This is a genomic window from Paracoccus sp. Ld10, assembly GCF_045064235.1.
In the GTDB taxonomy this organism is placed as follows: Bacteria; Pseudomonadota; Alphaproteobacteria; order Rhodobacterales; family Rhodobacteraceae; genus Paracoccus.
The window spans coordinates 629,669-644,293 of the sequence record NZ_JBISHD010000032.1; the positions used below are offsets into that span (position 1 = coordinate 629,669).

The window sequence follows — 14,625 nt, forward strand, 5'->3', positions numbered from 1 at the left end:
CAACGCAGCACGCGTAGGATGCCGCCAATCACAATGATGGGAGCCCCGGCCATGTTCAACAAAATCCTGATTGCGAACCGGGGCGAAATCGCCATCCGCGTGATGCGCGCGGCCAATGAATTGGGCAAGAAAACCGTCGCCGTCTATGCCGAGGAAGACAAACTGGGCCTGCACCGTTTCAAGGCGGACGAGGCTTATCGCATCGGCGAGGGGCTGGGCCCGGTCGCGGCCTATCTGTCCATCCCTGAAATCATCCGCGTGGCCAAGCTGTCGGGCGCCGATGCGATCCATCCGGGATACGGCCTGCTGTCAGAAAACCCTGATTTCGTCGATGCCTGTTTCGAGGCCGGAATCACCTTTATCGGCCCGCGTGCCGACACGATGCGCGCCCTGGGCGACAAGGCCAGCGCACGGCGCGTGGCGATCGAGGCGGGCGTGCCGGTCATCCCCGCGACCGCCGTGCTGGGAGAGGATTTCGACGCTATCAAGGTCGAGGCCGCGGAGGTCGGCTATCCGCTGATGCTGAAGGCATCCTGGGGCGGCGGCGGGCGCGGCATGCGCCCGATCAACAACCCCGAGGAGCTGATCGAAAAGGTCCGCGAGGGTCGCCGCGAGGCCGAAGCCGCATTCGGCAACGGCGAGGGCTATCTGGAAAAGATGATCCTGCGCGCGCGCCACGTCGAAGTGCAGCTGCTGGGCGACACGCATGGCGGCCTTTACCACCTGTTCGAACGCGATTGCACCGTCCAGCGCCGCAACCAGAAGGTCGTGGAACGCGCCCCTGCTCCCTATCTGACCGACGAACAGCGCGCCGAGGTCTGCGCGCTGGCGCTGAAGATCGGGCAGGCGGTCGGGTACCAGAACGCCGGCACGGTCGAGTTCCTGATGGATATGGACGACGATCAGTTCTATTTCATCGAGGTGAACCCGCGCGTTCAGGTCGAACACACCGTGACCGAGGAGGTCACAGGCATCGACATCGTCCAGTCCCAGATCCGCATTGCCGAAGGCGAGACGCTGGCCGATGCCACCGGCCACGCAAGCCAGGCCGACATCACTCTGTCGGGCCACGCCCTGCAATGCCGGGTCACGACCGAGGACCCGCAGAACAACTTCATCCCTGATTACGGGCGCATCACGGCCTATCGGTCCGCGACCGGCATGGGCATCCGCCTGGACGGGGGCACGGCCTATGCGGGCGGCGTCATCACGCGGTATTACGATTCGCTGCTGGTCAAGGTCACGGCCTGGGCGCAAACCCCCGACCAGGCGATCCGCCGCATGGACCGCGCCCTGCGCGAGTTCCGGGTGCGCGGCGTCAGCACGAACATCGATTTTGTCATCAACCTGCTGAAGCATCCGACCTTTCTGGACGACACCTACACGACCAAGTTCATCGACACGACCGATGACCTGTTCGACTTCAAAAAGCGCAAAGACCGGGCGACCAAGATCCTGACCTATCTGGCCGACATCAGCGTGAACGGCCACCCCGAGACCGCAGGCCGCGCCCTGCCCCCGGCCCAGACCCGCGCACCCGTACCACCGGCCGCAAAGGCCGCCCCCGCGCCGGGCACCCGCCAGCTGCTGGAGGAACAGGGTGCGCAGGCCGTGGCCGACTGGATGGCCGCGCAGAAACAGCTGTTGATCACCGACACCACGATGCGCGACGGGCACCAGTCGCTGCTGGCCACGCGGATGCGGTCGATCGACATGATCCGCGTTGCTCCCAGCTATGCCGCCAACCTGCCGCAGCTGTTCAGCGTCGAATGCTGGGGCGGGGCGACATTCGACGTGGCCTATCGGTTCCTGCAGGAATGTCCGTGGCAGCGCCTGCGCGACATCCGCGCGCAGATGCCCAACCTGATGACACAGATGCTGCTGCGCGCGTCGAACGGGGTGGGCTATACCAACTATCCCGACAACGTGGTGCAGTTCTTTGTAAAGCAGGCCGCGGAAACCGGCGTCGATGTGTTCCGCGTGTTCGACAGCCTGAACTGGGTCGAGAACATGCGCGTCGCAATGGACGCGGTGATCGAGTCGGGCAAGATCTGCGAAGGCACGGTCTGCTATACCGGCAACATGCTGGATCCGGACCGGTCCAAGTACGACCTGAAATACTATGTCAAAACCGCACAGGATCTAAAGGCTGCGGGCGCGCATGTGTTGGGCCTCAAGGACATGGCCGGCCTGCTGAAACCCGAGGCGGCGCGTATTCTGGTGCGCACGCTGAAGGAGGAGGTCGGCCTGCCGATCCATTTCCATACCCATGACACCAGCGGCATGGGCGGCGCGACCATCCTGGCCGCCGCCGAGGCGGGCGTGGATGCCGTCGATTGCGCGATGGACGCGCTGTCGGGCAATACCAGCCAGCCGACCCTGGGGTCCGTGGTCGAGGCGCTGGACCAGACCGATCGCGAAACCGGTCTGGACATCGGTGCAGTGCGCGCCATCAGCAACTATTGGGAGCGGGTGCGCGAAAGCTATGCCGCGTTCGAATCCGGCCTGCAATCACCGGCATCGGAAGTCTATCTGCACGAGATGCCCGGCGGGCAGTTCACCAACCTGAAATCCCAGGCCCGCAGCATGGGCCTCGAGGATCGCTGGCACGAGGTGGCGCAGGCCTATGCCGACGTGAACCGCATGTTCGGCGACATCGTCAAGGTCACCCCGTCGTCAAAGGTCGTGGGCGACATGGCGCTGATGATGGTATCTCAGAACCTGACCCCGGACGACGTGACGAACCCCGACCGCGACATGTCATTCCCCGATTCGGTCGTGGACATGATGCGCGGCAATCTTGGCCAACCCCCCGGCGGCTGGCCCCATGCGATCCAGGCCAAGGTGCTGAAGGGAGAGACCCCGATCACCGACCGCCCCGGCGCCCATCTGGAGCCGGTCGACCTTGAGGCCGAGCGCGCCAAGCTGTCCGAGATGCTGGATGGCAAGGCGATCGACGACGAGGATCTGAACGGATACCTGATGTACCCCAAGGTCTTCACCGATTACATGCAGCGCCATCAGACCTATGGCCCGGTCCGCACCCTGCCCACCCGCACGTTCTTTTATGGAATGGAGCCGGGCGACGAGATCAGCGTCGAGATCGACCCCGGCAAAACGCTTGAGGTCCGCCTGCTGACCTTGGGCGAAACCGACGAGACCGGACAGATGAAGGTCTTCTTCGAACTGAACGGCCAGCCCCGTCAGGTCCGCGTTCCGAACCGGTCCGCCACCGGTGCACAGGCTGCGCGTCCCAAGGCCGATGCCGCGAACCCGGGCCATGTCGGCGCCCCGATGCCGGGTGTCGTGGCCTCGGTGGGCGTCGCGCAGGGCGCGCAGGTCAAGCAGGGCGACCTGCTGCTGACGATCGAGGCGATGAAGATGGAGACCGGCCTGCACGCAGATCGCGACGGCACCATCACGGCGCTGCATGTGTCCCCCGGCCAACAGATCGACGCCAAGGACCTTCTGGTCGAGATCGAGTGACCCCGTGGGCCGGGGCACCCCACCCCGGCCCCGCACGACCGCGCCGCGTCAGCGGCGCCCCGGCCCGGGCGGCAGCACGCCGACCGACGGTCGGCTCCGTCCCTGATATCACCCCTCCCGCGGATACAGGAAGGCGGTGTCGCACACGGGCATCCCGATCTGCCGATAGAACGGCACCGCATCGGGCGCCGCGACCAGCAGGCACATGCATTCGGGGCCCGCCAGTCGGCGTGTCTCGGTCATCAGTGCCCGGCCTATTCCCTGCCCCTGCCATTCCTTATCCACGGCCAGATCCGACAGATAGGTCGCATAGGCCCCATCGGTGATCGCCCGCGATACGCCCACCAGCCTGTCACCTGCACGTGCCGTCACGACGATCCCTGACCCGTCAAGCATACGTTGCAGCCGGTCCAAATCCCCGACCGGCCGCCGCGCACCAAGGCCGGATGCATTCAGAACCCGCGCGAACGCCTCCGCTCTGATACGCTCAGGCCGGATGCAGATGCCCGGTATCTGCTCGGGTTCGGTCATGCCAGGCCGCGCCCCTTCAGCAGGGCGTCCACACCCGGCATGCGACCGCGAAACTCCATCCACAGCCGATCCGCCGGAGCCGACCCGCCTTGGGACAGGATCGTCTCCTCCAACCGCCGCGCGGTGGCGGGGTCAAAGATGTCGCCCGTCTCGGCAAAGGCCTCGAAGGCGTCGGCATCCATCACCTCGGACCACATGTAGGTGTAATAGCCCGCCGCATAGCTGTCCCCGGCAAAGACATGCGCGAAATGCGGGGTCGCGTGACGCATCGGGATGGCGTCCGGCGCCTCCAGCCCGTCCAGAACCTGCGCCTGCCGGGCCATCGGGTCCGTGGCAGGCGCGCCCTCATGGAACGCCAGATCCACCAGCGCGCTTTCCAGATACTCGACGGTCGAGAACCCCGCCCCCGCCTTGCCCGCGGCCAGCATCCGGTCGCGCAGATCGGCGGGCAGCACCTTGCCCGTCTGGTGATGGCGCGCATGGGCGTCCAGAACCGCGGGTTGTTCCAGCCAATGTTCGTACAGCTGGCTGGGCAGCTCGACGAAATCCTGCGCCACCGACGTCCCCGAGATCGAGGGCCAGGTCACGTCCGACAGGATATGATGCGTCGCGTGGCCGAATTCGTGAAACAGCGTGCGTGCATCGTCCCAGGACAGGAATGCTGGGCCGCCCGGCTGATCTGGCGGGGTAAAGTTACAGACGTTCACCACGATGGGCCGCTGCCCCCCGCCGATCTTGTGCTGCATCTGCAGGGCCGAACACCACGCCCCCGACCGTTTCGACGGTCGCGCGAAATAGTCGCCGACAAAAATCGCCATCAACTGGCCGTCGCGCGTGATCCGCCAGGCCCGCACGTCGGGCGCCCATAGCGGTGCGTCCAGCGGCTGGAACTCCAACCCGAACAGGCGATTGGCCACGTCAAAGACCGCGCCCAGCATCGCATCCAGCGTCAGATACGGCGCGACGTCATCGGCGTCGAAATCGTGTGTCCGCGCGCGATGGCGTTCCGCGTACAGACGCCAGTCCCACGCCTGCAGCGGGCCGTTCACGCCGTCCTGGTGCAGCATGTCGGTCAGTGCGTGCTGATCCGACAGCGCGCGCGCGCGGGCCGCCGTCCAGACCTGAGACAGCAGATCGCGTACCCGGTCCGGGGTCGCGGCCATCTGCGTTTCCAGCTTGTAGCTGGCGAAATCATCGTAACCCAACAGCTGCGCGCGTTCATGGCGCAGGGCCAGGATCTCGGCGACCAGCGGCAGGTTGTCGGTCGCCTGACCACCCGCACCCGACCCCGAGCCGCGCGCGGTCCAGGCGCGGAACGCCGTTTCGCGCAAAGTGCGGTCCTGGGCGTGCTCCAGAAACGGCACGATCAGCGACCGGTTCAGCGTCACCACCTGCCCCGCCATGCCGCGTTCGCGCGCCGCCGCCTGCATCGCGCGAACCAGCCAATCGGGCAGCCCCGCCAGCGCGTCGTCGGCCACGGGCAGGACGTAATCGCGTTCGTCGGTCAGCACGTTCTGGGTGAATTGCGTGGTCAGCACCGCCAGCCGCGCGCGGATCCGGGCCATGCGGGTGCGACCCGCCTCGTCCAGCCCCGCGCCGGCCCGCGTCAGGTCGCGCAGCGCCAGTTCGGTGATGCGACGGTCTTCGGGCGGCAAGCCCTCCGCCCCTGCTGCCACCGCCCGCACGCGGGCATACAGGCGCGGGTCCATGCTGATCCGGCTGCCATATTCGGCCAGGCGCGGCGCAAAATCGCGCTGCAGCGCCTGGCGTGCATCGTTCGAATCGACCCCCGCCAGCGTATAGAAAACCGACAGGACGCGGTTCAGATCCTCGTCCGCCGTTTCCATCGCGGCAATAGTATTGGTGAAGTCGGGCGCGTCGGGGTTGGCGGCGATCGCCTCGTTGGCGGCCTCGGCCGCAGCCAGCGCCTGATCAAAGGCAGGCGCGAAATCCGTGTCGCGGATCAGGTCGAAACGCGGCAGCCCTTCGGGGCCGGTCCAGCGGGTCAGTTGCGGGTTCATCAAGACCTCCTGTCGTCGAGGGGCAGCCTAGGGTTGGCTCGCAGCAGGTTCCAGCACCGATTGCGCCCCGCAGACCGGACAGGCCGGGTCCTGCGCGCAGGTGATGGTCCGGGTTTCGCCGTACAGCCCGTCGAACAGCATCATCCGGCCGCGCAGGCCCTGCCCTGCGCCGGTCAGGTGCTTGATCGCCTCCAGTGCCATCAGGCTGCCGATCACGCCGGGCAGCGCGCCGACCACGCCCGCCTCGGCGCAGGGGGCGTCGCGTTCGGGGGCCGCAGGGAACAGGCACGCCATGCAGGGACCGCCGCGGGCCGGGTCGAACAGCGTCACCTGCCCCTCCCACTGGCCGATGGCGCCTGACAGCAGCGGCACCCCCGCCGCCGCACAGGCGCGGTTGATCGCGGCACGGCCCGCGAAACTGTCGGTGCCGTCGATGACCAGATCGTGGTCCGCGATCAGGTCAATGTCGGCCTCCGTAATGCGGCGGGTCAGCGGCGTCACGTCCAGATGCGGGTTCAGGCGCAGCATAACCTCGGCTGCGGCATAGGCCTTGGGCTCGCCCCGCAGGTCGTCGCGAAAGATCACCTGACGTTGCAGGTTGGACAGGCTGACCGTGTCGTCATCGGCCAACGTGATCCGCCCCACTCCGGCCGCGGATAGATACAGGCAGACCGGCGATCCAAGGCCCCCCGCCCCCACGACCAGCACCCGCGCGGATTTCAGCCGCATCTGACCCGCACCGCCGATCTGGTGCAGGACCAGATGGCGGGCATAGCGGTCCAATTCTCCGTCCGACAGGCCCGCGTCGCGGGTGACGGGGACCGGCTCGGGCGTCGCCCGCACACGCAGTCGCGCCAACAGCCGGCGATAGGCGATCACCAGCATCACCAATGCACCCAGCACCAGCCAGCCTGCGGCACTGCCGCCAAAGGCCGCCGCCGCACCACTGCCCGGTGCGATCACCTGCAACGACAGCATGCCGACCCACAGGATCCCCACCATCAACAGCGTCACTTGACGCGGCAGGTCCAGCACCCGACCCAGAATCAGCAGCATCACGATCAGAAAGACACCGGTCACAGCCCAGCCCCCCCGGTCGAGCCGAACCCGCCCTGCCCCCGCGCGGTGTCGTCCAGCGCGCCCACCAGATCGAACCGGGCCTGCGGCGCAGGGGCCACAACCATCTGGGCGATCCGGTCGCCGTGACAGATGGTAAAGGGCGCGTCGCCCAGGTTCAGCACGATCACCCCCAAAGGCCCGCGATAATCGCAGTCGATCGTGCCGGGGCTGTTGGGCAGGGTCAGGCCGTGTTTCAGCGCCAGTCCGGACCGGGGTCGGACCTGAACCTCCCACCCCTGCGGGATGGCCAGCGCCAGCCCCGTTGGGATCAGCGCGCGCCCCATCGGCGGCAGGGTCAGCCCCTGCGCACGGTCGGCGGGGGCAAGGTTGGCGCACAGGTCGGCCCCGGCCGCACCCGCCGTCTGATAGGACGGCAGGGGGATGGCGGGGTCGGCATCGGGAAGGCGCATCACGCGCAGGACGGGCTGATGGGTCATGGCCCTATCCATGCAACGCAAAAGGCCGCGCGGCAATGCCGCACGGCCCTTCAACGTTGTCGCAGTCGGGATGGATCAGCGCGGGGCGATCATCATCACCATCTGCCGGCCTTCCAGCTTGGGCATGGTCTCGACCTTGCCTGCCTCTCCGACGTCGTCGCGGACGCGGTGCAGCAATTCCAGGCCAAGATCCTGGTGGGCCATCTCGCGGCCCCGGAAACGCAGGGTCACCTTGACCTTGTCGCCGCCTTCCAGGAACTTCAGCACGCTGCGCATCTTGACGTCATAGTCGTGGGTATCGGTTCCCGGACGGAACTTGATCTCCTTGACCTCGATGACCTTCTGCTTCTTGCGGGCCTCGGCCTCGCGTTTCTGCATCTCGTACTTGTACTTGCCGAGGTCCATGACCTTGCAGACCGGGGGGGCCGCGTTCGGCGAAATCTCGACCAGATCCAACCCGGCATCCTGTGCCATCTGCATGCCGACCGACGGCGGCACGACGCCGATGTTTTCCCCTTCGGGACCGATCAGGCGAATTTCGGACACGCGGATGCGTTCGTTGGTGCGGGGACCGGTGTCACGTTGGGGCGGTGCGTTATGCGGGCGGCGGGCTATGGCGTTGCTCCTTGTATAGCCAATGCGAAGTGACAGGAAAATAAGGGCAACCGCGCCATAATTCAACCGGAATTGATCGACATGGGCCGCAAATCGGCCCGCCAGCCCCCCGATCAGGCCCCGATCAGGGGGCGCGGCGCTTTTCCGGCGCGGGGGGCTGTGTCATAGAGTGTGCAAATGCCGTGAACATCAGGGGTCCATGATGCCGAAACTGTTGCCCATCGTTGTGATTCTGGTTCTGGCCGCGGGGGCTGCGTCCGTCCTGATGCAAAGTCGCACCGACGAACCCGTGGAACTGGCGCAGGCCCCCGAGGCCGAAACCGTGGCCCCCGACACCGTCGCGGGCGATGCCGCGCGTCTGGCCGACGATGCCGCAGATGCGGCCCAGACCGCCGCCGAGACCGCGGTCGAGGCACCCGAGACGCAGGCCACCGACAGCCAGGACGCGGCCAATGCCGCAGCCGACGCGGCCGCCGATGCCGCAGCCATCGCCGCCGATGCGGCGGCCGAGGCCGTCGCCGCCTCAAACGACACCGGCGCCGCCCCCGCCAATGACGCGGCGGACGCCGCCGAGGCCGCGGCCGAGGCTGCGCTGGACGCCGCCGACCGGGCCGCGGCCGCAGCTGCGGGTGCTACAGCGGGCGTCACCGGCCTGACCCCCGACGCCGCCGCCCAGGAGGCCGCCAGCGCCACTCGCGACGCGGCCAATGCCGCCGCCGACACCGCCGATGCCGCATCCGTCGCCGCCCAGATCGAGGCGCAGCTGACGCCCGAGGGGTTCGACCGGGCCCGGGTCGACAGCATCATCGACGGCGCGGCCATTTCCGACACGCAGAAACAGACGCTCAAGCAGCTGGTGTCACAGGCCGAGAGCAACCCCGCCCTGCTGGCGGCCGCGCTGGAACAGGTCAAGGCGGTCATGCGCTGATGGCCGTGCTGCCGATCCGGGACATGGAGCGGTTCCTGGCCGGACGGCCCGAGGTCCTGGCCCGTGGTCCGCTGGCCGTGATCCTGGTCGAGGACGACACCGCCGTGGTGGAAACCCTGCGCCACCACCTGGATCGCGGGTTCCGTCATATCCTGCTGATGTCGGACCAGCCGCAGGATCTGCCCGACGCGATGGCCACGCAGGTCACCCAGCTGCGCCATGACCCGCGCCGTCCGGCGGCCCATGTGGACGCGGTGAACGCGGTGATCCGCGCGGTGCCCGTGGGCACGTGGCTCTATTACGGCTTCAACGCCGAATTCCTGTTCCATCCGTTCTGCGAAACCCGCAGCGTGGCCGAAATGCTGGCGTTCCACACCGAGGAACGCCGTGGCGCGATGCTGTCGTATGTGATCGACCTCTATGCGGGGGACCTGCAGGCCTGTCCCGACGCGGTCGATCTGGAGGGGCCGCTGTTCGACCGGACCGGGTACTATGCCCTTGGCCGCCGCGGCGCGGACGGCCAGTCCCGCGAACGCCAGCTGGACTTCCACGGTGGCCTGCGCTGGCGCTATGAAGAGTTCCTGCCCGCCGACCGCCGGCGCATCGACCGCATCGCGCTGTTCCGCGCGGCCCCCGGCCTGACGGTGACCGCCGACCACCGTTTCTCGATCGAGGAATACAACACCTATTCCTGTCCATGGCACCACAACCTGACGGCGGCGATCGCATCGTTTCGCGTGGCCAAGGCGCTGGTGCGCAACCCCGGATCGCGCGATCAGGTCCGCGACATGACCTGGCGCAATTCCGAACGCTTTGACTGGACCAGCCAACAGCTGATGGACCTGGGCCTGATGGAGCCGGGACAGTGGTTCTAGCCGCCTGCGGGTGGCACTTGCGCGGGTCTTGCCCCGGGTGATAGACCCTGCGGCAACCTGAAAACCGACCGGCCCGCAGGGGCCGCACAGACAAAGGCATGACCCGCATGGCATTGACCCAGACCAGCTTCGACCGCGACGACCTGCTTGCCTGCGCGCGCGGAGAACTGTTCGGCGCCGGAAATGCGCAGCTGCCCGAACCGCCGATGCTGATGATGGACCGCATCACCGACGTGTCCGAGGATGGGGGCGAACATGGCAAGGGCCATATCGTCGCCGAATTCGACATCACCCCCGACCTGTGGTTCTTTGGTTGCCATTTTCCGGGCAACCCGATCATGCCGGGCTGTCTGGGCCTGGATGGCCTGTGGCAGCTGACCGGTTTCAACCTGGGCTGGCGCGGCTGGCAGGGGCGCGGCTACGCCCTGGGCGTCGGCGAGGTCAAGCTGACCGGCATGGTCCGCCCGGACCGCAAGATGCTGCGCTATACCGTCGATTTCACCAAGGCCGTCCAGACGCGCCGCCTGACTATGGGCGTCGCCGACGGCCGGGTCGAGGCCGATGGAGAGCTGATCTATCAGGTCAAGGACATGAAAGTGGCCCTGTCGGCCAGCTGACCCCCATAAATTCAAGGAGGCCCCCATGCGTCGTGTCGTCATCACCGGGCTTGGTATCGTATCCCCCATCGGCAACAACGCCGATGAGGTCACTGACAGCCTGCGCGCAGGCAAGTCGGGCATCGTCTTTGCCCCCGAATACGCCGAACACGGTTTTCGCAGCCAGGTTCACGGCATGCCGCAGATCGTGCTGGAGGACCATGTCGACAAGCGCAACCTGCGCTTCATGGGTCCGGGCGCTGCCTACAATTTCCTGGCCATGGAGCAGGCGATCGCCGACAGCGGCCTGGAAGAAGGTGACGTGTCGAACCCGCGCACCGGCCTGATCATGGGATCGGGCGGTCCGTCCACGTCGAACTTTTTCCAGGCGCATCAGACGGTGATTGAAAAGGGCAGCCCCAAGCGCATGGGCCCCTTCATGGTCACCCGCTGCATGTCGTCGACCAACTCCGCCTGTCTGGCGACGCCGTTCAAGATCAAGGGCGTGAACTATTCGATCACCTCGGCCTGTGCGACATCGGCGCATTGCATCGGCAACGGGGTCGAGCAGATCCAGATGGGCAAGCAGGACATCGTCTTTGCCGGCGGCGGAGAGGAACTGGACTGGACGCTGTCGTGCCTGTTTGATGCGATGGGCGCGATGTCGTCGAAATACAACGACACGCCCGAAACCGCATCGCGCCCCTATGACGCGACCCGCGACGGGTTCGTGATCGCGGGCGGCGGCGGGGTCGTCGTGCTGGAAGAGCTGTCCCACGCCCTGGCGCGCGGCGCCAAGATCTATGCCGAGGTCACCGGTTACGGCGCGACCAGCGACGGATACGACATGGTCGCCCCGTCCGGCGAGGGTGGCGAACGTGCGATGCGCGTGGCCATGGCAACCCTGCCCGAGGGTCGCAAGGTCAGCTATATCAACGCGCACGGCACCTCGACCCCGGTGGGCGATCTGGGAGAGATCAAGGCGATCCGCCGCATTTTCGGCGACGGCTCGACCCCGCCCGTCAGCTCGACCAAGTCGCTGACCGGGCATTCGTTGGGCGCGACCGGCGTGCACGAGGCGATCTACAGCCTGCTGATGTTGCAGAATGACTTCATTGCGGCATCCGCGAACGTCACGGCTCTGGACCCCGAGATTCAACCGGGCGAGATTGCGACAAGCCGCGTGGACAACGCCGGGTTGGATTCGGTCCTGTCGAACAGCTTCGGCTTTGGCGGCACGAATGCCACCTTGCTGATGTCGCGGTATCAGGACTGACGCAAAGGACCAACGCATGGGCGATCTTCTGAAGGGCAAACGCGGGCTTGTGATGGGGGTCGCCAACGAGCGGTCCATTGCCTGGGGCATCGCACGCGCGCTGGCCGATCAGGGGGCAGAACTGGCATTCAGCTATCAAGGCGAGGCGTTCGGCAAGCGGGTCGAACCGCTGGCCGCCTCGGTCGGGTCGGACCTGCTGGTCGATGTCGACGTGACGAATGACGCGTCGCTGGACGCGGCCTTTGCCACGCTGGCCGACCGGTGGGGGTCGATCGATTTCGTGATCCACGCGGTGGCGTTTTCCAACAAGGACGAACTGACCGGCCGGTTCATGAACACCAGCCGCGCCAACTTCAAGCACAGCCTTGAAATCAGCTGCTATTCCCTGATCGAGGTTGCGCGTCGCGCCCATCCGCTGATGACCGATGGCGGGTCGATCATCACGCTGACATATGGTGGATCAAACCGCGTGACGCCCTTCTACAACGTCATGGGCGTTGCCAAGGCCGCGCTGGAAAGCAGCGTGCGCTATCTGGCCAATGATCTGGGCCCGGACGGCATCCGCGTGAACGCGATCAGCCCCGGCCCGATGAAGACGCTGGCCGGCGCGGCCATCGGCGGCGCGCGCAAGACCTTCCGCCACACCGAGGCGAATGCCCCCCTGCGCGCGAACGCGACGCTGGAATCCATCGGCGGCACGGCGGTCTGGCTGTTGTCCGACTGGGGCGCGTGCACCACCGGAGAGATCGTGATGGTCGATGGCGGCTATCACGTCCTGGGCATGCCGCAGAGCGAGAACCTCTAGCGGCGATCACGACGGAAAGGGCGCGGCATGGCGGTTTTCACGGCGGGTGACGGGGCGCGCATCGCCTTTTCCGACGACGGGGATGGCCTTCCGGTCCTGTGCCTGGCCGGACTGACACGCAGCATGTCCGATTTCGATTATGTCGCGCCCCACCTGTCCGGGGTGCGGCTGATCCGCATGGATTACCGCGGGCGCGGCGCATCGGAATGGACCGGGGCCGACACCTATACCGTCCCGCGCGAGGCGCGTGACGTCATCGACCTGCTGGATCATCTGGGGATCGGACGGGCGGCGGTGCTTGGCACGTCGCGGGGCGGGCTGGTCGGCATGGTGCTGGCCGCGACCGCCCATGACCGCCTGTCGGGCCTGTGCCTGAACGACGTCGGCCCCCAGATCGAGCGTGCCGGGCTGGAACGGATCTTTGATTATGTCGGGCGCAATCCGCGCGCGGCGACCCATGCCGATCTGGCCGCGCAGATGCCCGACCTTATGCCCGGTTTTGCCGATGTCCCCACGGGCCGCTGGCTGGAGGATGTCCGCCGCCATTACCACGCCACGCCTGACGGGTTGCGCATCACCTATGATCCGGCCCTGCGCGAGGCATTCCTGGCCGCGTTTCAGGGTGCCCCGGTCGATCTGTGGCCGCTGTGGCAGGCAACGGCAGGATTACCGGTGGCGCTGATCCGTGGGGCGAATTCCGACCTGCTGTCGCCCGCCGTGGTCGCGCGCATGCAAACGATGCGCCCCGACCTGATCCTGGCCGAAGTTCCTGGCCGCGCCCATATTCCCTGGCTGGACGAGGAACCTTCCCTGGAGGTGATCGGTCGGTGGCTAAAGGCCTGCACCGCCTAGCCATCGATCATCCGCAGGCCAAAGAAAAAAAGGGCACCCGACCGCAAGGCGGTCGCCGCGACCATGGGTAAGGTGTACACAAACACCGCCCGCACCGTCGCACGTCGTGATGCCACCGAAGTCTGGGGCGCCGCGTATCGCGAATTGTATTCCCTGTCACAGCGCTGGATCCATGGTCGCCGGCGTCGGTACGCTTTCAGTCAGCGCCCTGCTCTGCGGAACAAAGGGATCTGGCGGCATCTGTACAGTATGTCACGATACGCCGATGCAGATACTGCCGCTTTTGGCTGGCCCGCTCCAGCTTTCGCTGACCTTCGTGCTGGGCGAGCGAACCTGTACAGGGCTTGACCTTATGTCCTGTGGCAACCCACTGGGACATCGACCTGCATGGCCGTATCGCGCCGCCGTTTCATCAGACGCTGCGTCCCGGTGGCTCTTTAGCTGTAGCTCTTCGGAACGAGTGCACCATAAATCGACGCACCTGACCAATTTGCATCATCGGGTGCCGAATTGGTCAGCGGCTGCGATGCTGAAAGAGGCGCGCACACGTGCGTTCATGAGCAAATCAGGCTGCCGTCACGTTGGACAGGAAGAATGAGCGGCGCGGCCGGTCGGATGAACTGCCGCCCATGACGCGGACCAGGCCACGCCATCAAGGGATATGTGCAGCGTCAACGATGAGCCAAGGTCGACCATCAACGCGATGACGGTCGCAGGCACCGGCTGCGCGATGTCATTGCCGCGATCAAAACCCCGCTGTTGATGGTGGACGGCGCGTTCAGGGCGCGAAACTGTGCCAATGCCGTGCTGGTGATCGTTTCGCTGTGCCAAGCCGGACACGACTGCACGCTGGATCCCTGTCCACCGCCTTTGCACGGCAACGTCCTCCTGCCGATGGTGCCGCGGGTCGCGCCAAAGCGCGAGGCACAGGCACTGAACTTCTGCGCGTCGCGTCACCCTGGCCCCGCCCGTGGCCCGAAGACCGGCTGGGGACGGCGGCTGCGTGCGGCGAGGATGTCGGACCTGACTTTGGCGCAATCGGCCGGTACCCTGCACACTCAGGTGATTTGCAGGATGAATCATC

At 66.5% G+C, this 14,625-nt stretch carries 12 protein-coding genes; 7 read left to right on the forward strand and 5 right to left on the reverse strand.

The features are described 5' to 3' along the window. Nucleotides 1-51 precede the first annotated feature (51 nt). Nucleotides 52-3,486 carry a pyruvate carboxylase gene (locus tag ACJJVR_RS16865; RefSeq protein ID WP_405406315.1) on the forward strand — a complete coding sequence of 1,145 codons (3,435 nt, stop codon included), beginning with the start codon at nucleotides 52-54 and terminating at the stop codon, nucleotides 3,484-3,486. A 108-nt stretch (nucleotides 3,487-3,594) separates the two neighbouring features. Here ACJJVR_RS16865 and ACJJVR_RS16870 read toward each other — a convergent pair whose 3' ends face one another. The 5 genes from ACJJVR_RS16870 to infC form a co-directional block, all read right to left on the reverse strand. Further along, nucleotides 3,595-4,017 (reverse strand): GNAT family N-acetyltransferase, encoded by a 423-nt coding sequence (locus ACJJVR_RS16870; protein WP_405406316.1) that lies wholly within the window; start codon nucleotides 4,015-4,017, stop codon nucleotides 3,595-3,597. Then, nucleotides 4,014-6,038: a M3 family metallopeptidase gene (locus ACJJVR_RS16875; RefSeq protein WP_405406318.1), complete on the reverse strand. Its 2,025-nt coding sequence runs from the start codon at nucleotides 6,036-6,038 to the stop codon at nucleotides 4,014-4,016. The genes ACJJVR_RS16870 and ACJJVR_RS16875 overlap by 4 nt, the downstream gene beginning before the upstream one ends. Nucleotides 6,039-6,065: 27 nt before the next feature. Next, nucleotides 6,066-7,118: a HesA/MoeB/ThiF family protein gene (locus tag ACJJVR_RS16880; RefSeq protein ID WP_405406319.1), complete on the reverse strand. Its 1,053-nt coding sequence runs from the start codon at nucleotides 7,116-7,118 to the stop codon at nucleotides 6,066-6,068. Beyond that, the gene (gene dut / locus ACJJVR_RS16885) at nucleotides 7,115-7,594 is read right to left on the reverse strand and encodes a dUTP diphosphatase (RefSeq protein ID WP_405406321.1); all 480 of its coding nucleotides are present in this window, start codon (nucleotides 7,592-7,594) and stop codon (nucleotides 7,115-7,117) included. The genes ACJJVR_RS16880 and dut overlap by 4 nt, the downstream gene beginning before the upstream one ends. A 75-nt stretch (nucleotides 7,595-7,669) precedes the next feature. Beyond that, nucleotides 7,670-8,209, reverse strand: coding sequence for a translation initiation factor IF-3 (gene infC / locus ACJJVR_RS16890; RefSeq protein ID WP_045999550.1), 540 nt, complete (start codon nucleotides 8,207-8,209; stop codon nucleotides 7,670-7,672). Nucleotides 8,210-8,408: 199 nt separating this feature from the next. Here infC and ACJJVR_RS16895 point away from each other — a divergent pair, with 199 nt between their 5' ends. From ACJJVR_RS16895 to ACJJVR_RS16920, 6 genes are all read left to right on the forward strand, one after another. Beyond that, on the forward strand, nucleotides 8,409-9,137 hold the full coding sequence (locus tag ACJJVR_RS16895) for a hypothetical protein (RefSeq protein WP_405406322.1): 729 nt from the start codon (nucleotides 8,409-8,411) through the stop codon (nucleotides 9,135-9,137). A gap of 8 nt (nucleotides 9,138-9,145) precedes the next feature. Continuing rightward, nucleotides 9,146-10,012: a glycosyltransferase family 2 protein gene (locus ACJJVR_RS16900; RefSeq protein WP_405406489.1), complete on the forward strand. Its 867-nt coding sequence runs from the start codon at nucleotides 9,146-9,148 to the stop codon at nucleotides 10,010-10,012. A 107-nt stretch (nucleotides 10,013-10,119) separates the two neighbouring features. Beyond that, nucleotides 10,120-10,629, forward strand: coding sequence for a bifunctional 3-hydroxydecanoyl-ACP dehydratase/trans-2-decenoyl-ACP isomerase (fabA, locus tag ACJJVR_RS16905; protein WP_405406491.1), 510 nt, complete (start codon nucleotides 10,120-10,122; stop codon nucleotides 10,627-10,629). A 25-nt stretch (nucleotides 10,630-10,654) separates the two neighbouring features. Then, the gene (fabB, locus tag ACJJVR_RS16910; protein WP_405406324.1) at nucleotides 10,655-11,884 is read left to right on the forward strand and encodes a beta-ketoacyl-ACP synthase I; all 1,230 of its coding nucleotides are present in this window, start codon (nucleotides 10,655-10,657) and stop codon (nucleotides 11,882-11,884) included. Nucleotides 11,885-11,900: 16 nt separating this feature from the next. Then, on the forward strand, nucleotides 11,901-12,689 hold the full coding sequence (locus ACJJVR_RS16915; RefSeq protein WP_405406325.1) for an enoyl-ACP reductase: 789 nt from the start codon (nucleotides 11,901-11,903) through the stop codon (nucleotides 12,687-12,689). A 27-nt stretch (nucleotides 12,690-12,716) separates the two neighbouring features. After that, nucleotides 12,717-13,541, forward strand: a complete 825-nt coding sequence (locus tag ACJJVR_RS16920; protein ID WP_405406326.1) for an alpha/beta fold hydrolase — start codon at nucleotides 12,717-12,719, stop codon at nucleotides 13,539-13,541. The last annotated feature ends 1,084 nt before the right edge of the window (nucleotides 13,542-14,625 follow it).